We start from the raw sequence: 23,641 nt of genomic DNA on the forward strand, positions 1-23,641 counted from the left end.
CGCACCACCAGCACGGGGTCCGGCACCCGCAGGTCCGCCACCTCGTGCCCCGCCGAGACCTCGCGGAGCTGACGGGCCGCGGCAGCCCCGAAGGCTGCGATGTCCCGCCGCAGAGCCGTCAGCCCCGGGCGGACCAGCTCGCACAGCGGCGAGTCGTCCCAGGCCACCAGCGCGACGTCCTCGGGGACCCGGACGCCCAGTTGCTGGGCCGCGCTCAGCCCGGAGACCGCCATGACGTCGTTGTCGTACAGGATCGCGGTCGGCGGTGCGTCACCGGTCAGCAGCGCCCGGGTCGCCGCGAATCCCTGTTCGCCGCTGTAGTCCGCCTCGGCGCTGCGCCCCTCGATGCCGTACTCGCGGACCGAGGCGGCGAACGCCTCGGCGCGGTGGACCGAGTGCCGCAGGCCCACCGGTCCGGTGACGTGGCCGATCGAACGGTGCCCGAGTCCCGCGAGGTGGTCCAGCGCTATCCGGACGCCGCTCGCGTCGTCGCTCCACACGGCGGGCAGGCCGTCCGGCTCCATGGGGCCGCCGATCACGACGGCCGGCAGCCGCAGCTCCTCGAGAGCGGCCACCCGCGGGTCGTCGAACCGCGGGTCGACCAGGAACACCCCGTCGACCCTGCGCTGCGCCCACCAGTCGCGGTAGCGGGCGATCTCCGCGGAGGCGTCGTCCGCGACGGTGAACAGCAGCGGGATGCCCTCACCCGACAGGGAGTCCTGGATACCGGCGATGAGCTGCATGAAGAACGGTTCGACGCCCAGCGCCCGCGCGGGACGGTCGATGACCAGGCCGAAGGCGCCGGCCCGGCCGCCGGACAGCGCCCGGGCCGCGCTGTTGGGCTGCCAGCCCAGCTCCTCGGCGATGGCGAGGATCCGGGCGCGGGTCTCCTCCGACACCCCGGGCCGGCCGTTGAGCGCGAAGGACACCGCGCCCTTCGTGACGCCCGCGCGGCGTGCGATGTCCGCCATGGTCGGACGCTTCACCCCTGCACTCCCTCCGCCCCGTGGCGCGAACGACCGCCACGGTACCCGGCAACTGAACCGGTTCAGTGGATTCTGCCAGGCGCGCTGCCGGAGGGTGGCGGTCTCAGCCGATGCCGAACGCCCCGGCCGGCGGTTCGGGTGACGGCGCGGCCCCGTCGTCGTGCACCACGGGAGCCCGCCCCGCCAGCCGGGCCAGGCCGTCCCCGTGCACGACCCGGGACGGGAACACGTCCGCGGCGCAGCGCCGGGCCAGTTCGGTGAGCGGCAGGTCGCCGTCGGAGGCGACGAGCACCGCGTTGCCGAACCGGCGGCCGCGCAGCACCGCCGGTTCCGCCAGGAGGCACAGCTGCCCGAAGACCGAGCCGAACGTCGCGAGCTGGGACGCCAGGAAGGTGAAGGGCGCGGCGTCGGCGAGGTTCGCCACATAGGTTCCGCCGGGGCGCAGCACCCGGGCCGCGGCGCGGGCGTATTCGGCCGACGTCAGATGCGCGGGCACCCGGGACCCGCCGAAGACGTCGGCGATCACCAGGTCGTATGCCGCCGCAGGGGCCTGTTCCAGCCAGCCGCGGGCGTCGGCGGCGTGCAGCGCGATGCCGCTGTCCGCGGGCAGCGGCAGTTGTTCGGCGACGAGGCCGAGCAGGGCCCGGTCCCCCTCGACCACCGTCTGGCGCGCATCCGGCCAGGACGCGGCGGTGTAGCGCGGCAGGGCCAGCGCGCCGCCGCCGAGGTGCAGGACGTCGGGGGCGCCGCCCAGGGTGCGGGCCGCGGCGTCGAGGACGTGGGCGATCCGCCGGGCGTACTCGAACTCCAGGTGCCCGGGAGCGTCGAGGTCGACGTACGACTGGGGCGCACCGTCCACGGTGAGCAGCCACGCCCGGGCGCGGTCCACGTCGGGCATCAGCTTCGCCACGCCGCAGTCCACGGTCCGGGTGACGGGTATCGGCTCGTCCACGCCCTCATTCTGCCCGGCCCGCGGGCGTGCGCGGACGGCGCGTCCCGCACCCCGGCGGCGCGCGGGCAGGCGTGCCCCGCACCTGCGAGAGGCGCGGGGCACGCCGGGGCCGGGCGGTTCAGGGGGTGTCCGCCACCGCGGTCACGGTTCCGGCACCCACCGTGCGGCCGCCCTCGCGGACCGCGAAGCCGAGGCCGGTCTCCAGCGGGACCGGGCGGTCGAGCTCGATCTCCGCGGTGACGGTCTCCCCGGGCGCGGCGACCGCCGCGCCGCCGAGGTCCACACCGCCGGCGATGTCGGCCGTGCGGATGTAGAACTGCGGCCGGTACCCGGTCGACACCGGGGTACGGCGCCCGCCCTCCGCCGCCGGGAGCACGAGCAGACGCGCCGTGAACCGCCGCCGCGGCGTGACGCTGCCCGGCTCCGCGACGACATGCCCGCGGCGTACGGCGTCGCGCGCCACGCCGCGGAGCAGCAGCGCCACGTTGTCGCCCGCCTCGGCCTCCTCCATCGGCCTGCCGAAGGTCTCCAGGCCGGTGACCACGGTGTGGATCCCGGTGCCGGGCACCTCGGCCCGGTCCCCCACCCGGACCGTGCCCCGCTCCAGGGCGCCGGTGACGACCGTGCCGCGCCCGGTGATGGTGAGGACGTTCTCCACCGGGAGCAGGAACGGTGCGCCGGTGTAGCGCACCGGCGTGGGCACACAGGTGTCCACGGCGTCGAGGAGCGCCTCGACGGCACCGGTCCAGCGCGGGTCCCCCTCCAGCGCGCGCAGCCCGGAGACCCGCACGACGGGCGTGGTGTCGCCGGGATAGCCGTGCGCGGTGAGGAGTTCGCGCACCTCCAGCTCCACCAGTTCGGTCAGCTCGTCGTCGCCCGCGTCGGCCTTGTTGAGGGCGACGACGATGTGCTCGACGCCGACCTGGCGCGCGAGCAGCACGTGCTCGGCCGTCTGCGGCATGATCCCGTCGAGCGCGGAGACGACGAGGATCGCCCCGTCGAGCTGGGCGGCGCCGGTGACCATGTTCTTGACGTAGTCGGCGTGCCCGGGCATGTCGACATGGGCGTAGTGCCGGGTCTCGGTCTCGTACTCGACGTGCGCGATGTTGATGGTGATGCCCCGCGCCGCCTCCTCGGGCGCCCGGTCGATCCGGTCGAACGGCACGAAGGTCCCGCCGGAGCGGGTGCTGAGCACCTTGGTGATGGCGGCGGTCAGGGTGGTCTTGCCGTGGTCGACGTGGCCCATGGTGCCGATGTTGAGGTGCGGCTTGGTCCGCGTGTAGGCCTGCTTGGACATGATGCTTCCCGGATGTTCGGAAGTGGACTTCGGGACCCCTCGGCCTGGCCGACCCTCCCCCTGCGGGGTCCGCCGGACGATCCGGGAAGGGTCAGCTTCGGGTGGTGCCGGTGAAGGTGCCGGCGACGGCGCAGGCCGCGGTCGCATCGGGGCAGGCGGCGGGCACGGCCGCCGGGAGGTCCGGGGCAGCCTTCGGCGCGTCCGCGGCTGCGGACGGGGCCAGGAGGAAGGCGTACCGGAACATGGACGCATCGTCGTCCGCCGGACGGTTCGCCGTCCACCGAATTACGGCCCGTTGGGCGGGGCACGGCGGGTGTGTGATGGGTCCCGGTGAGCCGGACGGAAGGGCGATCAGACCCTTTCGTCGGTTACGCTCCCCGAATGCGCGACCCTGCCACGCCGTCCCCCGGGCTGCCGCTGCGGGCCGTCCAGGTACTGCTCTCCCCGTGGTCCCGGCTCGGCCTCCTCGTCGTCCTGCTCGCCGCCGCCGCGACCACCTGCGCGGTGCTGGAGCCGCAGCGGCTGCTGACCGCGGGCTGGCCGCCCCAGATATCGGGCGGTGCCGCGGTGGTGCTGTTCGCCGTCGCGTACGGGCTGTGCACCGCCGCGCTGGTCCCCCGGCCGATACTGAATCTCGCGGCGGGAGCCCTCTTCGGCGCGCAGTTCGGGCTCGCCGCGGCCATCGCCGGCACCGTGTTCGGCGCCGGGATCGCCTTCTGCCTCGGCCGGCTGCTCGGCCAGGAGGCCCTGCGCCCGCTGTTGCGGGCCCGCTGGCTGGCGGCCGCCGACCGGCAGCTGAGCGAGCACGGCTTCCGCTCGGTGCTGGCCGTGCGCCTGTTCCCCGGCGTCCCGTTCGCGGCGGCCAACTACTGTGCCGCGGTGTCCCGGATGGGTCTGCTGCCGTTCCTGCTCGCCACGGGGCTCGGCAGCATCCCGAACACGGGGGCGTACGTCATCGCCGGGAGCCGCGCCTCGACCCCGACCTCGCCCGTCTTCCTGATCGCGATGGGGTTCATCGCGCTGAGCGGGCTCGCCGCGCTCGTCGTCGCCTGGCGGAAGCGCGGCCGGCTGCGGTCCGGCTGAGCCGCCCGGCTCCCGGGCGGACCGGGCGGCGCTGTCCGACGACGGGCGGACGCACCGTCACACTTCTTCGCCCGGAGGGCCGGTGAGGGCGGGCCGTCCGGCCCGGTCCTGGGCGCCGCCACGGGTCCGGTCCGGGACGCGGCTCCCGGTCCGGTCCCGGGGCGACTCCGGGCCCGGCCACCGTCCCGTCATCTGGAGGCCTTAGCATCTGACGCGTTCCGCAGACCGGCGATCACCGACCACAAGGACGAGCGCACCCAGCCATGACCTGGTTCGAATCATTCATCCTCGGGCTCGTCCAGGGGTTGACCGAGTTCCTCCCGATCTCCTCCAGCGCCCACCTCCGGCTGACCGCGGCTTTCGCCGACTGGCAGGACCCCGGAGCCGCCTTCACCGCGATCACCCAGATCGGCACGGAGACCGCGGTGCTGATCTACTTCCGCAAGGACATCGGGCGCATTCTCTCCGCGTGGTCGCGCTCGCTCTTCAACAAGGAGATGCGGCGCGACCACGACGCGCAGATGGGCTGGCTGGTGATCGTCGGCTCCATCCCGATCGGGGTGCTCGGCCTCACCTTCAAGGACCAGATCGAGGGCCCGTTCCGCGATCTGCGGCTGATCGCGGTCACCCTGATCGGCATGGGCATCGTGCTGGGCATCGCCGACCGGCTCTCCGCCCGCACCGAGTCCGGCGGCAAGCACCGGGCCGGAGGGCAGCGCAAGACCCTGCGCGAACTGGGCGTCAAGGACGGCCTGATCTACGGCTGCTGCCAGGCGCTCGCGCTGGTCCCCGGCGTGTCCCGGTCCGGTGCGACGATCAGCGGCGGGCTGTTCATGGGCTACACCCGGGAGGCCGCGGCCCGTTACTCCTTCCTGCTGGCGATCCCCGCGGTGCTGGCCTCCGGCGCCCTGGAACTGACGGAGATCGGGGAGGGCAGCCACGGGCATGTCTCGTGGGGGCCGACCATTTTCGCCACCTTCGTGGCCTTTGTTGTTGGATATGCGGTTATCGCATGGTTTATGAAATTCATTACCACGCGGAGCTTCATGCCCTTCGTGATCTACCGGATCATTCTCGGCATCGTCATCTTCGTGCTGGTGGGTGCCGGCGTCCTCAGCCCGCACGCGGCCGAGTCCGCCGGCTGACCCACGGCCCGCCCCGCGGGCTGCCCCGTCAGCGCCCCTCGGTGAGGCCGTCCTGTTCCGCGCCCCGGCTCAGGACGGCCTTCCGCACCCGGTCCCGCACCTCGGGAAAGTTCTGCGCGGTGGCCCTCACCACCCGGAACGGCGGCCCCGTGTCGGAGTGGCCCGCCAGGAACTCGGCCTTCTCCACGCGCCAGCGTTCGCCGTCCGGCTCCGGGGCGAAGGTGAAGCGCGCCATCGACCCCTCGTTGCCGCGGTACTTCTCCGGCACGAAGCTGGCGACCTGGTCGCCCAGTCCGTAGACGACCCAGGTGCCGTTGACCTTCTCGTACGCCTGCGGGACATGGTTGTGGGTGCCGATCAGCAGGTCGATGTCCTTGCGGCCGCCGGTCTCCGAGGCCGTCAGCCGGCGCGCCAGCGACAGCTGGTCCCCGTCGGGCTCCTGCTGCCATTCGGTGCCCCAGTGCAGGCTGACCAGGACGACGTCCGCGCCCGCGCGCCGGGCGGCGCGCGCGTCGGCTGTGACCCGGTCGGGCTCGAGCAGGCTGACGGCCCAGTTCCGGCCGTCGGGCAGCGGCACGCCGTTGGTGCCGTAGGTGTAGGCGAGGTGGGCGACCTCGGCCCCGCCCGCCCGGAGCCGGGCGGGCCGGCGGGCCTCAGCGGCGGTGCGGGCGGAGCCCGTGTGGCGTATGCCGGCCCGGTCGAGTGCGTCGAGGGTGCGGCGCAGGCCGTCGAAGCCGCCGTCCAGCGTGTGGTTCGAGGCGGTGGAGCAGCTGTCGTAGCCGGTGGCCCGCAGTCCGGCGGCGACCTGCGGGGGCGAGGCGAACATCGGATAGCCGGTGAACGGTCCCCCGGGCGGCCCGTAGGGGGTCTCCATGTGGCATATCGCGAGGTCGGCGGGGGCGACGACGGGCTTGACGCCGGCGAATATGCGGCGGAAGTCGTGGCCGTCGCCGCCTGCGTCCGCGGCGGCCTGCTCGATGACGGAGGGGTACGGAATGACGTCCCCGGTGGCGACCACCGTGAACGCGCCGCGTCCGGCGGCCGCCGCGCCTGCCTCGGCCGCGCCTCCGGGCGCTCTTCCGGTGCTGCTCTGTGCCGTGCAGGAGGCGAGCGCGGCGGCGAGAGCGATCCCGCTCACCGCCCGCCGCGCACGTCGTATGCCGCGCATGGTGGCTCCATTTCGCCGTTTTTGTCCGGTCATCCCTTTCGCAGGGTGTACCGGAGCGGCGGGAGCCGACAGCCGGGGAGTCCTCCGGCTGGGCCGGGAGGGGCAACGCGTACGCCGGACGGGCGGCGGGAGTCAGCCCTTCGGGTCGCGACGGTCCGGGACCGGGCCGCCGGGCCAGTCGGCGTAGCGGATCCGGGAGATCTCCAGGATGTCGCCGAGCGCGCCCCACTCGTCCTTGCCGAGCCGGGACAGCGGCCGGAGCCGGGTGATCTCCGGGTGCCCGTCGGCCAGCACGCTCTCGGACACGGCGGCGTGCACGACCCGGCCGAAGACGACCGTGGAGTCGCCGAGCCGGGTGGTGCTGTGCAGCTCGCACTCCAGCGCCACCGGCGAGGCGGCGACGCGCGGCGGCTTGACCCGCAGGCTGGGTTCACGGGCGATGCCGACCGCGTCGAACTCGCTGACGCCCGGCGGGAAGTCGGTGCCGGTGGCGTTGATCTGCTCGAAGAGGTGCTCGGGGGCGAGGTTGACCACGAAGGAGCCGGTGGCCTCCGCGTTGCGCAGCGAGTCCTTGCGGCCCACCGAGGAGAACTGCACGACCGGGGGTTCCACACAGGAGACGGTGAAGAAGGAGTGCGGCGCCAGGTTGTCCACGCCCTCGGCCGAGGTGGTGGACACCCAGGCGATCGGCCGCGGCACGACGACCGAGGTCAGCAGCTTGTAGAAGGGGGTTCGGCCGATGGCGGCGGGATCGAATTCGATGCGCATGCCGCCCAGTATCCCGGGCCGGGCGGGCATGGCCGGGGCCGCCCCGGCCATGCCCGCGGCCCGGCGGCCGTCAGCTGTCCCGGGACGGCGGCGGAGGCGGTACGGGCGCTCCGGCCGGGGGCCGGATCCTGGCGTGGGCCCGTGTGCCGGCCCCCGCCGTCCGCTCCGTCGCGGCCGCCGGTTCCGCGGTGGCACGGTCCGGCGGGAGCAGGGCGTCGCGGCGGGCGCCGGGGTCCCAGCCCGTGTCGACGACCCGCTTCTGCATCAGGATCGCGCCGCCGAGCACGGCCGCGCCGATCAGCAGCATCAGCACGATGCCGCCGGTCTCCCCCACCTTGGCCGCGTTGCCGATGAGGGCACCGAACCAGCCGAAGTCGGCGTCGCCGAAGGTGGTGTTCTCCTCGCCGAAGGCGCCGAGCACCTTGAGCAGCAGCGCCGGGAGGAAGGTGATCAGGACGCCGTTGAGGAAGGCACCGACCACCGCGCCGCGCCGGCCGCCCGTGGCGTTGCCGTAGACACCCGCCGCACCGCCGGTGAAGAAGTGCGGCACCAGGCCGGGCAGGACGAGCGCGAATCCGAAGGCGGGAGCGAAAATCCAGGAGAGCAGGCCGAGGCTGACGAGCCCGCCGGTGAAGCTGGCGAGGAAACCGATCAGCACGGCGTTCTGCGCGTACGGGAAGACGATCGGCGCGTCGAGCGACGGCACCGCGCCGGGCACCACCTTCTTGGCGATGCCCTGGAAGGCCGGGACGAGTTCGCCGAGGATCGTCCGGACACCGAAGAGGATCACCGCGACCGCGATGCCGAACTGCAGGCCCTGCATGACGGAGTTCATGACGTAGTTGCCCACGTCCGTGGCCGGGGCGCCGCCGCCGGTGGCGAACGCCTCGAACGCCGCCTTCCGGCCCGCCTTGGCGAGGAAGACCAGGGACATGGCGATGTAGATCAGCACCATGGACAGGGCGGTGGCCACCATCGAGTCGCGCAGGAAGCGCAGGCCCTCCGGCAGCTTCATGTCCTCGGTGCTGCGGCTGCGCTTGCCGACCAGCTGCCCGGCGGCGCCCGCGGCGACGTAGCCCGCGGTGCCGAAGTGGCCGATGGCGATGCTGTTGTTGCCGGTGATCCGCTTGGTCCACGGATGGGCGAAGGCCGGCATGGAGACCAGCATGATGCCCAGCAGCACGCCGCCGACGACCACCACGAGCGCCGAGGAGAGGCCCGCGATGGCCAGCACCATCGTGAGCAGCGTGGCCATGAAGAGCATGTGGTGGCCGGTGAGGAAGACGTAGCGCAGCGGCGTGAACCGGGCGAGCAGCAGGCTGATCGCGAAGCCCAGGATCATCAGCCAGGCGACGCGGGCGCCGAACTGCTGCTGGGCGATGCCGACGATCGCCTCGTTGGTCGGGATCACGCCGTGCGCGCCGGTCGCGCCCTGGATCATGCCGCCCAGCGGGCCGAGGGAGCTGACGACCAGGGTCGCGCCGGCCCCGATCAGCAGGAAGCCCAGCGTCGCCTTGATGGCGCCGCCGACTATCTGTCCGCCGGACTTCTTCAGGGCGATCAGTCCGGCGGCCGTGATGAGGCCGATCAGGTAGGCGGGTTCGCTGAGGATCTCGTTGACGAGAAACTCTGCGGTGGTTACGAGCGGGCCCATGGTGGCGGGTGTCTCCGTTCCCGTGCTCAGACGTCGTAGGTGTCGCGGAGCGTGCTGTCGACCTCGGAGAGGCTGGTGAAGTTCTCGACGACCTTCACCGGTACGCCCACATCGCCGAGCGTCCGGGCGATCTCGCCGGAGGTGAGGATGGCCACCGCCTCCGACGCCTTGCCCTTGGCCGAGACCGTGTCGGTGGCCTCGACGGTGACGTGCTTGGACCAGCCCCAGCGGTCGAGGACCTGCTCCAGGGTGTTCTTCAGGAAGAGACTCGTGCCCAGACCGTTGCCGCAGACGGTGAGGATCTTGTGCACGGCGTCGCCGCCCGGGGCCGCCGCCGGCTCGGGGGCGGCCGGCTCGGGGGCTGCCACGGGCTCGGGCCTGCCGCCGCCGGCGAGCACCGCGTGCACCGCCTCGGGGGTGGATGCCTCGCCGAGCGCCCGCTCGGCGGCGGGGTCGGCCAGCAGCTTCGCGAGTCCGGCCATGGCCGCCGTGTGCGCGCTCGAGTCCGTCGCCGCGAGCGCCACCACCAGGGAGACCGGGTCGTTCGACTCGTGGCCGAACTCCACCGGCTCCGCGAGCCGCACCCAGGACAGGCCCGTCCGCAGCACCGCCGGGGAGGGCCGCGCGTGGGCGAACGCCAGTCCGGGGGCGATGACGATGTACGGACCGTTCTCCTCGACGTTGCCGATCATCTCGGCCGTGTACGCGTCGGTCCCGGTCCCGGTCGCGGTCAGCAGGTCGCCCGCGGCCCGGACGGCTTCGCGCCAGTCCCCGGCGGCGACACCGAGCCTGATGGCATCGACGGGGAGAAGTTCACTCAGTGTTGCCATGAGGGGGATGGTTTCACGCCAATCCGGAAAACGGTATTCCGCTTTTTCCGGGCCCGGCCGGGACCGCGTACCCACGGACGGACGCGGCCGGGGGGTTGACCTTCAAATTGTCATGGCCTTGACTAAAGCTGCGGTCCCGGGACGCCCGGGACCGACGTGAACCGGGAACAGCGGTGGGGCGCTGACCGGTGAACGATCTCCCGCCCGGGCCACGGCCCGGGGACGGCACCGGGTGAGCCCGCGAGGACGCGGGCCGGGCCACGCTGCCCGCGCAGATCACCGCCGTGCCGTATCGGATTGGCATGTCGAACTCTCGTACCCCCATCAGCTTCCGGCCGCGCTCGACCAGCGCGCACCCACCGGCATCGCGGCCTCGCGCGCCGCCCGCTCATGCCGGCCGGAACAGAGAGGAACCCCCCATGGATGCCAGCAAACTGCCCTGGAAGCGCGGAGGGCTCACGCTCGCCGGCGCCGCGCTCGCGACCGCCGTCGCCCTCACCGTCCCCTCGGCCACCGCGGCCCCCGGAGATCCCGGGACCCGCGGGGACGTCACCCTGAACGACGCCTTCACCCGGGCCGCCGACGAGTTCGGGGTCCCGCGCGACCTGCTCGTCGCGGTCGGCTACGGCGAGACCCACCTCGACGGCCACGGCGGCGAGCCCAGCCACGCGGGTGGCTACGGTGTGATGCACCTGGTCAGCAACCCCGAACGGCGGACCCTGGAGCGCGCCGCGCAGCTCACCGGCGAGTCCGAGCGCGCCCTGCGGACCGACGACGCGGCCAACGTCCGCGGTGGCGCCGCCCTGCTCGACGAGCTGGCGGACCGCGCGGGCCTGGACGAGGCGGAGCGGCGCGACACCGCCGAGTGGTATCCCGTGGTCGCGCACTACGGCGGCCAGGACGATCCGCGGCTCAAGCGGCTCTACGCCGACGCCGTCTACACGATCCTCGCCAAGGGCGTCACCGCGAAGAGCGCGGGCGAGGAGGCGGTCGTCTCGGCCGCGCACCGGGTGCGCCCCGACCGGGGCGGCCTGGAGACGGTACGGCCGCTCGACGGTTCCGGCGACGCGCCCGGCACGCAGAGCGAGGACTACCCGCCCGCGCACTGGGTCGCGGCCGACGCCGGCAACTACAAGGCGGGGCGGAGCGCGGCGATCGACACCGTCGTCGTCCATGTCACGCAGGGCGCGTACGCCGGGACCATCAGCTGGTTCCAGAATCCCGCGGCCCAGGTGAGCGCGCACTATGTGGTCCGGTCCTCGGACGGCGACGTGACCCAGATGGTCCGCGACGCGGACACGGCGTGGCACGCGCGTGACGCCAACAGCCGCTCGCTGGGCATCGAGCACGAGGGCTTCGTGGACGACCCGTCCTGGTTCACCGACGCGATGTACCGCTCGTCGGCGGCCCTGACGAAGCATCTGTGCGACACCCACGGGATCCCCAAGGACCGGCAGCACATCGTGGGGCACAGCGAGGTGCCGGGCAACGACCACACCGACCCGGGCGCCAACTGGGACTGGGACCACTACATGGCGCTGGTCAACGGCTGACCGGCCGGCCACCGGCCCGCGGGCCGGTGACGGCACCCCGGGGGCGCGGCCGTGCGGCCGCGCCCCCGGGCGCCTACCGGTGCGGTCCCGGGAGTGGTCCGGTGCGGTCCCGGGCGCGTTCCGTCGCGCGCCCGGCGGCGTGCGCCGCCCGCCGGCCGCCGCACCGGTCAGAACGGGTAGCCGGCCGCGGTCGAGCGCATCGTCGTCCAGCGGACGTCGGTGAACGCCTCCACGTTCGCGTCGCCGCCGAACCGGGAGCCCGTGCCGGAGGCGGCGACCCCGCCGAACGGCGCCACGGCCTCGTCGTTCACCGTCTGGTCGTTGATGTGCACGATCCCGGTCGGGATCCGGGCGGCGAGGTCGAGCCCGTGCGCGGCGTCCCGGGTGACGATGCCGAGCGACAGGCCGTACTCGGAGGCGGCCGCCAGGGCGACGGCCTCGTCCTCGGTGCGGAAGGAGCGGACCGGGGCGACCGGGCCGAAGACCTCGTTCGCGTAGGCGGGGGTGTCGTCGGTGACACCGGCCAGCACGGTGGGCCGGTAGAACAGGTCCTCGTAGCTGCCGCCCGCCGCGAGCCGGGCGCCGCCGTCCGTGCTGGCGGTGACCAGCTGGTGGATCTTGTCGCGCTGGCCGCTGTCGATGACCGGGCCGAGGTGGACCTTCTCACGGGCCGGGTCGCCGACGGCGAGGGAGTCGGCCTTCGCGGCGAGCCGGTCGACGTACTCGTCGTAGAGCGACTCGTGGACCAGGTGACGGCCGGTGGTCATGCAGATCTGGCCCTGGTGGAAGAACGAGCCCCAGGCGGCGGTGGATATCACCGTGTCGAGGTCGGCGTCCGCCAGGACGACCAGGGCGGAGTTGCCGCCCAGTTCGAGGTGCGCGCGCTTCAGATGGCGGCCCGCGGCCTCGCCGACGGCGCGGCCGGCCGGGGTGGAGCCGGTGAACGAGATGACGGGGACCCGCGGGTGGGCGACCAGCGCCTGTCCCGCCTCCGCGGCGCCCGGCAGGACGTGCAGCAGCCCGGCGGGGAGCCCCGCCTCCTCCAGGACGCGGGCGATGACGAAGCCGCCGCAGACGGGGGTGCGCGGGTCCGGCTTGAGCACGACGGCGTTGCCGAGCGCCAGGGCGGGCGCGACGGACCGGATGGCGAGGATCAGCGCCGCGTTGAACGGCGAGATGACGCCGACGGTGCCGACGGGCACCCGGCGGGCGAAGGACAGCCGTGGCTCCTCGGTCGGCAGCAGGACACCCGGCGGCCGGGAGGCGAGCGCGGCGGCCTCGTAGCACTCCTCGGCCGCGACGTGCACCTCGAAGTCGGCCTTGCCGGGGATGTTCCCGGCCTCACGGACGAGCCAGTCCTTGATCTCGTCGGCGTGCTCGGTGAACAGGTCGCCGGCCCGCCGCAGCACCGCCGCCCGCCGCTGGAACGGAGCCGCCGCCCAGTCGGGCTGGGCCGCCGCGGCCGCCGTGGCGGAGCGGTCCACGTCGCCGGCGGCGGCCACTCCCGTGCGGCCGAGGACACCGCCGGTGGCGGGCTCGGTGATGTCGGCCTCGCCCCCGGACAGCCGCTCCCAGCGGCCCGTCCAGCCGCGGCCGCCCCAGGTACCGGATTCGAGCAGGGTCATGACGCCGACGCTCCTTCGCCTCATGCGGTTCGCCTGATGAACTTTCGTTCGTCAAGAGGTCCGGGCGAGTCTGTCCGCGCAGGCGGGAGCTGTCAACGGCCGCGAGCGGCCGGGCGGAGGCAGACGTTCCGGCCCCCGGCTCCGCGCGGGCGGCACGGCACACGCGCGACCGTCCGCGGACACGTGGCCGTCCAAGTGACACGTGGCCGTCCGGGGCCGCACGACCGTCCGGGGCCGCACGGCCTGACAGCCACGCGCGACTTCGGCAGCGTCCGGGGCCGCGGACGGCGACACGGGGCACGAGACGGGACGCACGGCGAGACGGGACGGACTGCGACACGGGGCCGGCCCGGCCGCGTCAGTCCGGCAGCGCGAAGTCGACCACGTGGATGGGCGAGGGCGTGGTGCCCGCGGACCGCTCCTGGTACATGAAGGAGAGGACCCCGTCCTCGTGGAGCCGGGTCTCGTCGAGGACCACCTCGCCGAAGGCGTTCAGGTCGCCCGCCTCGTCGAGCAGCTTCCAGTCGGTCCAGCCCGAGGAGGCGGAGGCGGCGGCGATCCGGCCGCGCGGCAGCACGGCGTAGGCGTTGTCGTGGCGGTCGAAGGCGAGCTTGGTGCGCTGGCTGGAGCCGAGCGGCATCGGGATCTCCGTCTTGTGCCAGTCACCGGCGTCGTCCCGGTACACGTGGAAGGCCCGGCCGTTCGCCTCCCGGTCGCGCACGTAGTCGCCGCTGCACTGGCCGAACCGGCCCGGTACGTAGCTGATGACCGCGTGCGGCCGGTGCCGCGAGTCGGTGGCCTGGCTCTCCTGGTTCATCAGCGCGTGGTCCGGGTTCAGCGGGTCGGCGACGGTGCCGGGATCGTCCACGGCGACCCGGTCGGCCCCTCCGGTGCTGCCGACGACCGTGCCCCCGGCGTTGCGCCAGGTCCGGCCCCGGTCGGTGCTGTGCACATAGCCGGTGTCGTGGTTGGTGAGCCCGCCGGGCGCGCACATCACCGCGTTGCTGCCCTCCCGCCAGGTGTAGAAGGCGTGCAGGGTGCCGTCGCCGCTGTAGTCGATGCCGTGCAGATACATGTTGCGGGTGCTGCTGGAGCCGTGCTCGCTGCGGTACGTACCGGTGGAGCTGCTCCACTCCCCCAGCGCGCGCCAGCCCGTGCCGTCGTACTCGGCCAGGCCGTTGCGGCCGTTCCCGGAGACCCCGGCCCGGTAGCTGAGCTGGAGCCGCCCCTCGGGGGTGGCCACGAACTGCGGATAGGTGAACCGGTCGGTGAGGTGGACGCCGTCCAGGTCGGTGCGCACCGGCCCGAAGGCCTCCCGGCTCCAGGCGTGTTCCTCCGGCGCGTTCATCAGGCCCGCGGCGGATTTGACGTAGTACAGGCCGTCGCTGTGCGAGTCCAGCAGGATGTGCATCCGGCCGTCGGTCTCCGAGACGCCCATGGAGATGACGTTGTGCGAGTCGTCGACGGTGAGCCGGTGGTCGAGGGTCAGCGTCTGCCAGCCGGTGCCGCCCAGCGCGCGGCGGGCGATGACGGCGCTGCGGTCCTCGGTGTACCAGGCGGCGTACTGGTGGCCGCGGTGGGTGAGGACGCCGTTCTTCTGGAAGGAGTTGTTGTTGACCAGGCCGTTGTACGACACGAAGTACAGCGCCCGGTCGTCGAGCCTGCTGTGGGAGATCCGCTCCACGGACGGTCCGGGCGCCGCGGCCCGTTCCGTCCCGTCCGGCCCGTCGCCGGCCCGGGCGGTGCCGGTGAGAGCGGTGCCGGTCAGCGCGGTGAGCGTCAGGAGGAGAGCGCCGGTCAGCGGCGCGGCGGGGGGTAAGCGCATCACGTACTCCTGCGGGAGGTGTCGGTGGGGGTGCGCGGCGTGGGTGCGCGCCGGGGCTCCGCTAGCCCCGGGGCGCGGGGCCCGGGCGCTGTTCAGGCCAGGTGGAAGACCTCCGTGAGCGGCTTCACGGCCTCGTCGGGCGCGGCTCCGTCCAGGGCTTCGAAGAAGGGCGCCATCTCGGCCTGCCAGCGGGCGTTGACGTCCGTCGCGGCCATCTTCGCCTGTGCCGCCGCGAAGTCCGGAGTCTCCAGATAGCCGACGAGCAGCCCGTCCTCGCGGAGGAAGAGCGAGTAGTTGTGCCAGCCGGCCTCCGTCAGGGCACGGAGCATCCCGGGCCAGACGGCGGAGTGCCGTTCCCGGTACTCCGCCAGGCGGTCGGCGCGGACCTTCAGCAGGAAGCAGACGCGCTGCACGCCGTTCCTCCTTCGTCGTGGCGGTTCGGACGGGGCACGGCGGTTCAGAAGTCGAAGTCGTCGATGTTCTTGCGGTCGAAGACCGTGGGCGGCCCGAGGATGACCTCGCCGTTCCTCCCGATCTCGTACTCGCCGAGCTTCCCGGCCTCGAACGTCTCCCCCTCGGCGCCGGTGATCCGGCCGGACGCGAGTGCGGCGGCAGCGTACGAGCTGAGGTAGCCGAGCTGCTCCGGGTCCCACAGGGAGAACTGCTCGACGGTGCCGTCCTTGACGTACTTGCGCATCTGGTTCGGCGTGCCGAGGCCGTTGAGGACGACCTTCCCCCGGTACGAGGAGTCGCTGAGGTAGCGGGCCGCGGCGGCGATGCCGACCGTGGTGGGCGCGATGATGCCCTTGAGGTCGGGATAGGCCTGCAGGAGGCCCTGGGTCTGCTGGAAGGACTTCTGGTCCGCGTCGTCCCCGTAGACGGTCTTGACCAGCTTCATCTCCCGGTACTCGGGCTTCTTCAACTCGTCCTTCATGTACCGGATCCAGGTGTTCTGGTTCGTGGCGTTCTGGGTGGCGGAGAGGATCGCGATCTTGCCGCGGTGGCCGACCTGCTCGGCGAGGTTGCGCACCAGGCTCCGCCCGATCTCCTCGGACGACGCCTGGTTGATGAACAGCTGGCGGCAGTCCTTGGCCGTGTCGGAGTCGTACGCGACGACCTTGATGCCCTTCTTCATGGCCTGCTTGAGCGGGCCGCAGACGGCGTTCGGGTCGTTGGCGGCGATCAGGATCGCGTCCTGCCGCTGCTGGATCAAAGTGTTGATGTACGAGACCTGGGAGGAGGCGCTCGCGTCGGAGGGGCCGACCTCCTTACCGGTGCCGCCGTACTCCTTCGCCGCCTCGATGCCCGCCTCGTCGATGAGCTTCTCGTACGGGTTGTTGATCTGCTTGGGCAGGAAGGCCAGCTTCAGGCCCTTCTTCAGCGGGGCGTCGGGATCGGCCGTGGCGCCGGACGCCCCGGCCGCGGCGTCCTGGCCGGCCGAGTCCTTGGTGGTGCCGGAGCATCCGGCGAGCGTGACGGCCAGCGCGCACACGGCGGCGGTGACGGCCGGGAGACGGCGGTGGAGCATGGCGGTGCCCTTTCTTCAGGAGGAGTACGGGCCGGGGCCGGCGGTCGCGGCGGCCCGCCGCTGGTGCCGTTCCCGTACGGCGGTGACGACGCGCGGGGTGAGGACGGAGGCGACGAGCAGCAGGCCGGTGACGACGACCTGCACCTCGCCCGCCACGTCGTTGAGCGTCAGCAGGTTCTTCAGGACACCGACGAGCAGGACGGCCGCGACGACGCCCGCGAGCGTGCCCTTGCCGCCGTCGAAGTCGACGCCGCCGAGCAGCACGGCGGCGATCACGAGGAGTTCGAGGCCGAGCCCGTTGTCGGCGCGGGCACTGCCGTAGCGGAGCGTGAAGAGCACCCCGGCGAACGCGGAGACCAGCCCGCTGACGACGAACAGCAGCAGCTTCAGCCGCTTGACCCGGATCCCGGCGAAGAAGGCCGCCTCCTCCCGGGCCCCGACGGCGAACAGCGACCGGCCGGTGCCCGTCGCGTGCAGCACCACCGCGGTGACGGCGGCGAGCACCAGGAACAGCGCCACCGGATAGCTGAGGAAGGTGCCGGGCACGGTCGTGGTGTCCACCGTCCAGCGCGCGTACGTCTCGGGGAAGCCGGTGACGGCCTCACTGCCCAGCACCACCGAGGCCAGGCCGCGGTAGAGGGCGAGGGTGCCGATGGTGACGGCCAGCGGGGGCAGCCCGACGCGGGTGACGAGCCAGCCGTTGAGCAGGCCGCCGGTGACCCCCGCGAGCAGCACCACCGGCACGATCAGCTCGAAGGCCCAGCCCGCGTTCCACAGCGCGCCGGTCAGCGCGCTGCCCAGCCCCAGCATGGAGGCCACCGACAGATCGACCTGCCCGGCGACGACGAGCAGGGTCATGGGCAGCGCGATCAGCGCCACCTCGGCCACGTCGTTGAAGGCGAACGCCAGGTTGCCGCCGTGTCCGAAACCGTCCGTGGTGCCGAGGCCGGTCAGGAACACCGCGGCGAACAGCACGGCGACGGCCGTGTCCCAGCGCAGTGCCGCGTTCCGCAGCAGCGCGGCCGGGCCGTCCCCGCCGGGCCCCGCCGCGTCCTTCCCCGGGGCGGACGGCGGTGTGTCCGCCGTCTGGTCAGGCGCCGTGCCCATGGCGGGAACTCCTCTTCCTCAGCGCGCGGGTCACGCGCAGGTTCACGATGCGGTCCGCGCTGATCGCGGCGAGCAGCAGCGCCCCGGTGATGGCGCCCTGCCAGAACGCGTCGATCTTCAGCACCGCGAGCGCGCTGCCGATGGTGGTGAGCAGCAGGGCGCCGAGCGCCGCGCCCCAGACGGTGCCGGTGCCGCCGGTGATCGCGACCCCGCCGACCACCACGGCGCTGACCACGGTCAGCTCCCAGCCGTGCGCGTTGTCCGCGACGACCGTGCCGAAGCGGGCCAGCCACAGCGCCCCGGCGAATCCCGCGACCGTGCCGGAGAAGAGGTAGGCGCCGAGCACCCGGCGGCGGACGGGCACCCCGGCGAGGCGGGCGGCCTCCGGGCCGGAGCCGATGGCGTACAGCTCGCGGCCGGTGCGGTAGTTCCGCAGGAACCATCCGGTGGCGGCGAGCACGGCGAACGCGAGCAGCGGCAGATACGGCACTCCCAGCAGGCTGCCGCTGCCCAGCCGGAGCACCCCGTCCGGCACCTCCGAGGCGCTGATCTGCTCACCCTGCGCCCACCAGTAGCCGACGCCCTGGATGACGTAGAGCATTCCGAGCGTCACCACCAGCGCGGGCACCCGGCCGAAGCTGACCAGGGCGCCGCTGACCAGTCCGCACACGAAGCCGATGCCGAGCCCCAGCAGCAGGACCACGCCGGGCCCGTGCCCGCTGTCCGCGGCGAACTGACCGCAGGCGAAGGCGGAGAGACCGGTGACCGAGCCGACGGACAGGTCGATGTTGCGGGTGATGACGACGGCCGACTGCCCGACGGCGAGCAGCACCAGGATCGACGCGTTCAGCAGCAGGTCCTTGACGCCCTGGTCGGACAGGAAGCGGGGGTTGGCGGCCCAGGTGCCGAGCACGAGCAGCAGCAGGGCACCGGCGATGGTGATCTCGCGCGCCCGGAACACGGCGTCGACGAGGGACCGCGCGGAGCGCTCCCCGGACTGCCCGGCCGCGGAGGGCCGTTCGACGGTGGTGGTCATACGGCGTCCTCCCGCGCCCGCCCGCCGCGCCCGGTCGCGGCGGCCATCACCGACTCCTCGGTGGCCAGTTCCCGGGGTATCTCGGCGGTCAGCCGGCCCTCGTGCATGACGAGCACCCGGTCGGCCATCCCGAGGACCTCCGGCAGGTCGGAGGAGATCATCAGCACCGCCAGCCCGTCCGCGGCCAGGGCCGACAGCAGCCGGTGCACCTCGGCCTTGGTGCCGACGTCGATGCCGCGGGTCGGCTCGTCGACGATGAGGACCCCCGGGCCGGTGGCGAGCCACTTGGCGAGCACGACCTTCTGCTGGTTGCCTCCGGACAGCACACCGACCGGGTCCGACAGCCTGCTGTACTTCAGCCGCAGCCGCACCGCCCAGTCGGCGGCCCGGCCGCGTTCCAGTGCGCGGCTGACCAGCCCGCCCCTGCGGATCACACCGAGCCCGGTCAGTCCGATGTTGTGCTCGATCGACAGGCTCGTCACCAGGCCGCGCCCGCGCCGGTCCTCCGGCACGAGAGCCAGCCCGGCGGCCATGGCCGCGGTCGGGGAGGCGGGGCGCAGCACGCTGCCGGCCACCTCCACCCGTCCCGCGTCGGCCCGGTCGACACCGAAGACGGCCTGCGCGACCTCGGTGCGGCCGGCGCCGACGAGGCCGGCCAGGGCCACGATCTCGCCGCGCCGCACCTCGAAGGAGATGTCGTGGAAGACGCCCTCCCGGGTCAGCCGGCGGACGGCGAGTGCCGCCTTCCCGTTCCCCCGTTCCGCCTGCCCGGTCCGCTGCTCCGGGTAGAGCTCACCGAGGTCGCGGCCCACCATGCGGCGTACGAGGTCGTCCTCGGTGAGGCCGTCGAGCGGCTCGGAGGACACCCGCTGCCCGTCCCGCAGGACCGTGACCCGGGTGCACAGCCGGAACATCTCCTCCAGCCGGTGGGAGATGAACAGCACGGCCGTGCCCTCGGCGCGGAGGGTCTCCACGACCGCGAAGAGCCGCGCGGTCTCGCCGCCGGTGAGGGCGGCCGTCGGTTCGTCCATGACGAGGACGCGAGCCGCGGAGCCCGCGTCACCCGCCGGGGCGGGAAGGGAGCCCGCCGGGGCGGGGCGCCTCCCCGCCGGGGCGGGGAGGGAGAGAGCCTTGGCGATCTCCACGATCTGCTGGTCGGCGATGGACAGCCCGCGGGCCGGCCGGTCGGGGTCCAGGCCGACACCGAGCCGGCGCATCAGGGCGGCGGTGGCCGCCCGGACCGCCCGGCGGTCGATCCGCCCCAGGGACCGGCGCGGCTGACGGCCCATGAAGATGTTCTCGGCGACGGACAGGTCGGGGAAGAGGGCCGGCTCCTGGTGGATCACCGCGACACCGGCGTCGCGGGCGTCCGCGGGCCCGCGGAAGCGCACCGGCCGGCCGTCGAGCAGCAGCTGCCCGCTGTCGGGCCGGTGCGCGCCGCCCAGCACCTTGATCAGGGTGGACTTCCCCGCGCCGTTCTCCCCGGCCAGCGCGTGCACCTCACCGGGGAACAGGTCGAGGGTCACGTCCCGCAGGGCCCGCACGGCGCCGAAGGACTTGCTGACGTCCCGCAGCGCCAGCACGGGCACGGGGCCCGGGTCGGGCTGTTCCATGACGGCTCCTCAGGGCGACGGGTCTCTACGGCGCTTCCGCAGCCATGAAAGGTTTCAAGGGGATTTCACGGAAACTAGACGCCCGTCAGCGATGGCGTCAATGGGGCCGCACGAACTGATCCGCTCACGTTTTCCGCACATTTCCCGAGCCGGAAACTGCGCCTTCCACTTCCCTTGACAGTCTCTGCGGCCTCACTTAGCTTCGCCTCGATGAATCGATTCATTGTTAGAGCCGCAACCCGGGAGCGCTGATCCATGACTGCCGCAACCGCCGCGAAGGCGGCCCTGAGGAGCCAGGCCATAGAGACGCCGTCATGGGCGTACGGCAACTCGGGCACCCGCTTCAAGGTCTTCACCCAGGCCGGCGTCCCCCGCTCCCCGCAGGAGAAGCTCGACGACGCGGCCCGGGTGCACGAGTTCACCGGGGTGGCCCCGGCCGTCGCCCTGCACATCCCCTGGGACCGGGTCGACGACTACGGCGCGCTCGCCGCCCACGCGGAGAAGCGCGGCCTCCGGCTCGGCGCGGTCAACTCCAACGTCTTCCAGGACGACGACTACAAACTCGGCTCGGTGACCCACCCGGACCCGGCCGTCCGCCGCAAGGCCCTGGGCCACCTCCTGGAGTGCGTCGACATCATGGACGCCACCGGGTCGCGGGACCTGAAGCTGTGGTTCTCCGACGGCACCAACTACCCCGGGCAGGACGACATCGCAGCCCGCCAGGACCGGCTGGCCGAGGCCCTCGCCGCCGTCTACGAGCGGCTCGGCGACGGACAGCGGATGCTGCTGGAGTACAAGCTGTTCGAGCCCGCGTTCTACAGCATGGACGTGCCGGACTGGGGCACCGCGTACGCGCACTGCCTGGAGCTCGGGCCCAAGGCGCAGGTGGTCGTCGACACCGGCCACCACGCGCCGGGCACGAACATCGAGTTCATCGTCGCGCTGCTGCTCCGGGCCGGGAAGCTGGGCGGCTTCGACTTCAACTCCCGCTTCTACGCCGACGACGACCTGATGGCCGGCGCCGCGGACCCCTTCCAGCTCTTCCGCATCATGTACGAGGTGGTCCGCGGCGGCGGCCTCGGCCCGGACATCGCGTTCATGCTCGACCAGTGCCACAACATCGAGCCCAAGATCCCGGCCATCATCCGCTCGGTCATGAACGTCCAGGAGGCCACCGCCAAGGCGCTGCTGGTCGACCGTGACGCGCTGGGCGCGGCGCAGGCCGAGGGCGACGTCCTGGCGGCACACGCCGTCCTCATGGACGCGTACGACACCGATGTACGGCCGCTGCTCGCCGAGCTGCGCGAGGAGATGGGGCTCGACCCCGACCCGCTCGCCGCCTACCGGCGCTCCGGCTGGAGCGAGCACATCGTCGCCGAGCGGGTCGGCGGCGCGCAGGCCGGCTGGGGGGCGTGACCATGGGAGACGAACAGCGGACGGACAGCGCGGAGGCGACCGTCGGGGAACTGCTGCGGCGCTCCCACGCGCTCGGCGCCGATCCGCGCAACACCAACTACGCGGGCGGCAACACGTCCGCCAAGGGCACCGCCCCCGACCCCGTGACCGGCGGCACCGTGGAACTGATGTGGGTCAAGGGCTCCGGCGGCGACCTCGGCACCCTTGGCCCCGGCGGCCTGGCCGCGCTGCGGCTGGACCGGCTCCGCGCGCTCCCCGCCGTTTACCCCGGGGTGGAGCGCGAGGACGAGATGGTCGCCGCGTTCGACTACTGCCTGCACGGCCGCGGCGGGGCCGCGCCGTCCATCGACACCGCCATGCACGGACTGGTCGAGGCCGCCCACGTCGACCATCTGCACCCGGACTCCGGCATCGCGCTGGCCTGTGCCGCCGACGGCGAGGCCCTGACCCGGGAGTGCTTCGGCGACCGGGTGGTGTGGGTGCCGTGGCGGCGCCCGGGTTTCCAGCTCGGCCTGGACATCGCCGCCGTGCGCCGCGAGCACCCGCGGGCGATCGGCTGTGTCCTCGGCGGGCACGGCATCACGGCCTGGGGCGACACCGGCGCGGAGTGCGAGCGGAACTCCCTGGACATCATCCGGACCGCCGAGGCGTTCCTCGCCGAACGCGGCAAGCCGGAGCCGTTCGGGCCCGTCCGGCCGGGTTTCGAACCGCTGCCCCCGGGCGAGCGCCGGGCCCGGGCCGCCGCGCTGGCGCCCCTGGTGCGCGGGCTGGCCTCGACGGACCGGCCGCAGGTCGGGCACTTCACGGACGACGACTCCGTGCTGGACTTCCTGTCCCGGACGGAACACCCCCGGCTGGCGGCGCTCGGCACCTCGTGCCCGGACCACTTCCTGCGCACCAAGGTGCGGCCGCTCGTCCTCGACCTGCCGGCCGCCACCCCGCCGGAGGAGGCCGCCGCCCGGCTGCGGGAGCTGCACGCCGTCTACCGGGAGGAGTACCGGGCCTACTACGAGCGGCACGCCGGCCCCGGCTCCCCCGCGATGCGCGGCGCCGACCCGGCGATCGTGCTGGTCCCCGGTGTGGGGATGTTCTCCTTCGGCAAGGACAAGCAGACGGCGCGGGTCGCGGGCGAGTTCTACCTCAACGCGGTGAACGTGATGCGGGGCGCCGAGGCCGTCTCCTCCTATTCCCCCATCGAGGAGTCGGAGAAGTTCCGGATCGAGTACTGGGAGCTGGAGGAGGCCAAGCTGCGGCGGATGCCCGCGCCCCGTCCGCTCGCCACCCGGGTCGCCCTCGTCACCGGCGCGGGCTCCGGCATCGGGAAGGCCATCGCCCGCCGGCTGGCCGCCGAGGGCGCGTGTGTCGTCGCCGCCGACCGGGACGCCGCGAGCGCCGAGGCCGTCGCGTCGGAGCTCGGCGGTCCGGACCGGGCCCTCGCCGTGACCGCCGACGTCACCTCCGAGGCGGATGTCACCGCCGCCTTCGAGGCGGCCGCCCTCGCCTTCGGCGGGGTGGACCTCGTCGTCAACAACGCGGGCGTCTCCGTGTCCAAGCCGCTGCTGGAGACGACCGCCGGGGACTGGGACCGGCAGCACACCATCATGGCCCGCGGCTCCTTCCTGGTCTCCCGGGAGGCGGCCCGGGTCATGACCGCCCAGGGCATGGGCGGCGACATCGTGTACATCGCGTCCAAGAACGCCGTGTTCGCGGGCCCCAACAACATCGCCTACTCCGCGGCCAAGGCCGACCAGGCCCACCAGGTCCGGCTGCTCGCCGCCGAACTGGGCGAGCACGGCATCCGGGTGAACGGCGTCAACCCGGACGGAGTGGTGCGCGGTTCCGGCATCTTCGCGGGCGGCTGGGGCGCGCAGCGGGCGGCGGTGTACGGCGTCGAGGAGGAGAAGCTCGGGGAGTTCTACGCGCAGCGGACGCTGCTCAAGAAGGAGGTCCTGCCGGAACACGTCGCGGGCGCGGTGTTCGTCCTGACCGGCGGGGAGCTGAGCCACACCACGGGGCTGCACATCCCGGTGGACGCGGGGGTGGCGGCGGCGTTCC

General features: G+C 73.3%; 18 protein-coding genes and 2 pseudogenes. 5 read left to right on the forward strand and 15 right to left on the reverse strand.

The features are described 5' to 3' along the window. The 4 genes from GCU69_RS02920 to GCU69_RS02935 all read right to left on the reverse strand — a co-directional run. Window positions 1-971: LacI family DNA-binding transcriptional regulator (locus tag GCU69_RS02920; RefSeq protein WP_235978178.1), on the reverse strand; the 971-nt coding region annotated here is incomplete at its 3' end. A gap of 118 nt (window positions 972-1,089) precedes the next feature. Further along, window positions 1,090-1,938: a spermidine synthase gene (locus GCU69_RS02925; protein ID WP_098750609.1), complete on the reverse strand. Its 849-nt coding sequence runs from the start codon at window positions 1,936-1,938 to the stop codon at window positions 1,090-1,092. Between the two features lie 118 nt (window positions 1,939-2,056). Next, window positions 2,057-3,235, reverse strand: a complete 1,179-nt coding sequence (gene tuf, locus GCU69_RS02930; RefSeq protein ID WP_156205048.1) for an elongation factor Tu — start codon at window positions 3,233-3,235, stop codon at window positions 2,057-2,059. A gap of 91 nt (window positions 3,236-3,326) precedes the next feature. Next, the gene (locus GCU69_RS02935) at window positions 3,327-3,479 is read right to left on the reverse strand and encodes a hypothetical protein (RefSeq protein WP_156205049.1); all 153 of its coding nucleotides are present in this window, start codon (window positions 3,477-3,479) and stop codon (window positions 3,327-3,329) included. A 137-nt stretch (window positions 3,480-3,616) separates the two neighbouring features. Between GCU69_RS02935 and GCU69_RS02940 the strand changes: the two genes are divergently transcribed. Continuing rightward, window positions 3,617-4,318 (forward strand): TVP38/TMEM64 family protein, encoded by a 702-nt coding sequence (locus GCU69_RS02940; RefSeq protein WP_098750611.1) that lies wholly within the window; start codon window positions 3,617-3,619, stop codon window positions 4,316-4,318. A 263-nt stretch (window positions 4,319-4,581) separates the two neighbouring features. Next, on the forward strand, window positions 4,582-5,463 hold the full coding sequence (locus GCU69_RS02945; protein ID WP_156205050.1) for an undecaprenyl-diphosphate phosphatase: 882 nt from the start codon (window positions 4,582-4,584) through the stop codon (window positions 5,461-5,463). A gap of 28 nt (window positions 5,464-5,491) precedes the next feature. On the opposite strand, the gene GCU69_RS02950 is transcribed toward GCU69_RS02945, so the two are convergent. The 4 genes from GCU69_RS02950 to GCU69_RS02965 all read right to left on the reverse strand — a co-directional run bounded on the left by GCU69_RS02950 (window position 5,492) and on the right by GCU69_RS02965 (window position 9,883). Beyond that, the gene (locus GCU69_RS02950; protein ID WP_098750613.1) at window positions 5,492-6,631 is read right to left on the reverse strand and encodes a CapA family protein; all 1,140 of its coding nucleotides are present in this window, start codon (window positions 6,629-6,631) and stop codon (window positions 5,492-5,494) included. A 132-nt stretch (window positions 6,632-6,763) separates the two neighbouring features. Further along, window positions 6,764-7,399 (reverse strand): flavin reductase family protein, encoded by a 636-nt coding sequence (locus tag GCU69_RS02955; protein WP_098750652.1) that lies wholly within the window; start codon window positions 7,397-7,399, stop codon window positions 6,764-6,766. A 70-nt stretch (window positions 7,400-7,469) separates the two neighbouring features. Further along, on the reverse strand, window positions 7,470-9,053 hold the full coding sequence (locus GCU69_RS02960; protein ID WP_156205051.1) for a PTS ascorbate transporter subunit IIC: 1,584 nt from the start codon (window positions 9,051-9,053) through the stop codon (window positions 7,470-7,472). A gap of 26 nt (window positions 9,054-9,079) precedes the next feature. Beyond that, window positions 9,080-9,883 carry a PTS sugar transporter subunit IIA gene (locus GCU69_RS02965; protein ID WP_098750615.1) on the reverse strand — a complete coding sequence of 268 codons (804 nt, stop codon included), beginning with the start codon at window positions 9,881-9,883 and terminating at the stop codon, window positions 9,080-9,082. Window positions 9,884-10,302: 419 nt separating this feature from the next. Between GCU69_RS02965 and GCU69_RS02970 the strand changes: the two are divergent. Further along, a pseudogene (locus GCU69_RS02970) lies at window positions 10,303-11,433 on the forward strand (N-acetylmuramoyl-L-alanine amidase); the annotation flags it as partial. Window positions 11,434-11,603: 170 nt separating this feature from the next. Here the strand turns inward: GCU69_RS02970 and GCU69_RS02975 are convergent. The 7 genes and pseudogenes from GCU69_RS02975 to GCU69_RS03005 form a co-directional block, all read right to left on the reverse strand. Beyond that, window positions 11,604-13,061, reverse strand: coding sequence for a benzaldehyde dehydrogenase (locus GCU69_RS02975; RefSeq protein ID WP_098750616.1), 1,458 nt, complete (start codon window positions 13,059-13,061; stop codon window positions 11,604-11,606). A gap of 358 nt (window positions 13,062-13,419) precedes the next feature. Beyond that, on the reverse strand, window positions 13,420-14,886 hold the full coding sequence (locus GCU69_RS02980; protein ID WP_156205053.1) for a BNR repeat-containing protein: 1,467 nt from the start codon (window positions 14,884-14,886) through the stop codon (window positions 13,420-13,422). Window positions 14,887-14,978: 92 nt separating this feature from the next. Continuing rightward, window positions 14,979-15,299 (reverse strand): L-rhamnose mutarotase, encoded by a 321-nt coding sequence (locus tag GCU69_RS02985; protein ID WP_098750618.1) that lies wholly within the window; start codon window positions 15,297-15,299, stop codon window positions 14,979-14,981. A 44-nt stretch (window positions 15,300-15,343) separates the two neighbouring features. Further along, window positions 15,344-16,414, reverse strand: a complete 1,071-nt coding sequence (rhaS, locus tag GCU69_RS02990; RefSeq protein WP_098750619.1) for a rhamnose ABC transporter substrate-binding protein — start codon at window positions 16,412-16,414, stop codon at window positions 15,344-15,346. Window positions 16,415-16,429: 15 nt separating this feature from the next. Next, the gene (locus tag GCU69_RS02995; RefSeq protein ID WP_156205054.1) at window positions 16,430-17,521 is read right to left on the reverse strand and encodes an ABC transporter permease; all 1,092 of its coding nucleotides are present in this window, start codon (window positions 17,519-17,521) and stop codon (window positions 16,430-16,432) included. Then, on the reverse strand, window positions 17,505-18,557 hold the full coding sequence (locus GCU69_RS03000) for an ABC transporter permease (RefSeq protein WP_156205055.1): 1,053 nt from the start codon (window positions 18,555-18,557) through the stop codon (window positions 17,505-17,507). Before GCU69_RS03000 ends, GCU69_RS02995 begins: the two co-directional genes overlap by 17 nt. Window positions 18,558-18,577: 20 nt before the next feature. After that, window positions 18,578-20,170: pseudogene (locus tag GCU69_RS03005) on the reverse strand (sugar ABC transporter ATP-binding protein); the annotation flags it as partial. 255 nt (window positions 20,171-20,425) lie between these two features. Between GCU69_RS03005 and rhaI the strand changes: the two are divergent. Continuing rightward, on the forward strand, window positions 20,426-21,586 hold the full coding sequence (gene rhaI / locus GCU69_RS03010) for an L-rhamnose isomerase (protein WP_098750623.1): 1,161 nt from the start codon (window positions 20,426-20,428) through the stop codon (window positions 21,584-21,586). 2 nt (window positions 21,587-21,588) lie between these two features. Beyond that, window positions 21,589-23,641, forward strand: a 2,053-nt coding sequence (locus tag GCU69_RS03015; protein ID WP_156205056.1) for a bifunctional aldolase/short-chain dehydrogenase, incomplete at its 3' end; no start/stop codon positions are given.

It is taken from the genome of Streptomyces lycii, assembly GCF_009735685.1.
In the GTDB taxonomy this organism is placed as follows: Bacteria; Actinomycetota; Actinomycetes; order Streptomycetales; family Streptomycetaceae; genus Streptomyces; species Streptomyces lycii.

Coding starts and splice junctions, on each gene's coding strand:
- tuf (WP_156205048.1), bottom strand. CDS start 3,235: ATGTCCAAGCAGGCCTACACGCGGACCAAGCCGCACCTCAACATCGGC.
- GCU69_RS02995 (WP_156205054.1), bottom strand. CDS start 17,521: ATGGGCACGGCGCCTGACCAGACGGCGGACACACCGCCGTCCGCCCCG.
- GCU69_RS02955 (WP_098750652.1), bottom strand. CDS start 7,399: ATGCGCATCGAATTCGATCCCGCCGCCATCGGCCGAACCCCCTTCTAC.
- GCU69_RS02935 (WP_156205049.1), bottom strand. CDS start 3,479: ATGTTCCGGTACGCCTTCCTCCTGGCCCCGTCCGCAGCCGCGGACGCG.
- rhaS (WP_098750619.1), bottom strand. CDS start 16,414: ATGCTCCACCGCCGTCTCCCGGCCGTCACCGCCGCCGTGTGCGCGCTG.
- GCU69_RS03000 (WP_156205055.1), bottom strand. CDS start 18,557: ATGACCACCACCGTCGAACGGCCCTCCGCGGCCGGGCAGTCCGGGGAG.
- GCU69_RS02975 (WP_098750616.1), bottom strand. CDS start 13,061: ATGACCCTGCTCGAATCCGGTACCTGGGGCGGCCGCGGCTGGACGGGC.
- rhaI (WP_098750623.1), top strand. CDS start 20,426: ATGACTGCCGCAACCGCCGCGAAGGCGGCCCTGAGGAGCCAGGCCATA.
- GCU69_RS02940 (WP_098750611.1), top strand. CDS start 3,617: ATGCGCGACCCTGCCACGCCGTCCCCCGGGCTGCCGCTGCGGGCCGTC.
- GCU69_RS02980 (WP_156205053.1), bottom strand. CDS start 14,886: ATGCGCTTACCCCCCGCCGCGCCGCTGACCGGCGCTCTCCTCCTGACG.
- GCU69_RS02965 (WP_098750615.1), bottom strand. CDS start 9,883: ATGGCAACACTGAGTGAACTTCTCCCCGTCGATGCCATCAGGCTCGGT.
- GCU69_RS02945 (WP_156205050.1), top strand. CDS start 4,582: ATGACCTGGTTCGAATCATTCATCCTCGGGCTCGTCCAGGGGTTGACC.
- GCU69_RS02960 (WP_156205051.1), bottom strand. CDS start 9,053: ATGGGCCCGCTCGTAACCACCGCAGAGTTTCTCGTCAACGAGATCCTC.
- GCU69_RS02950 (WP_098750613.1), bottom strand. CDS start 6,631: ATGCGCGGCATACGACGTGCGCGGCGGGCGGTGAGCGGGATCGCTCTC.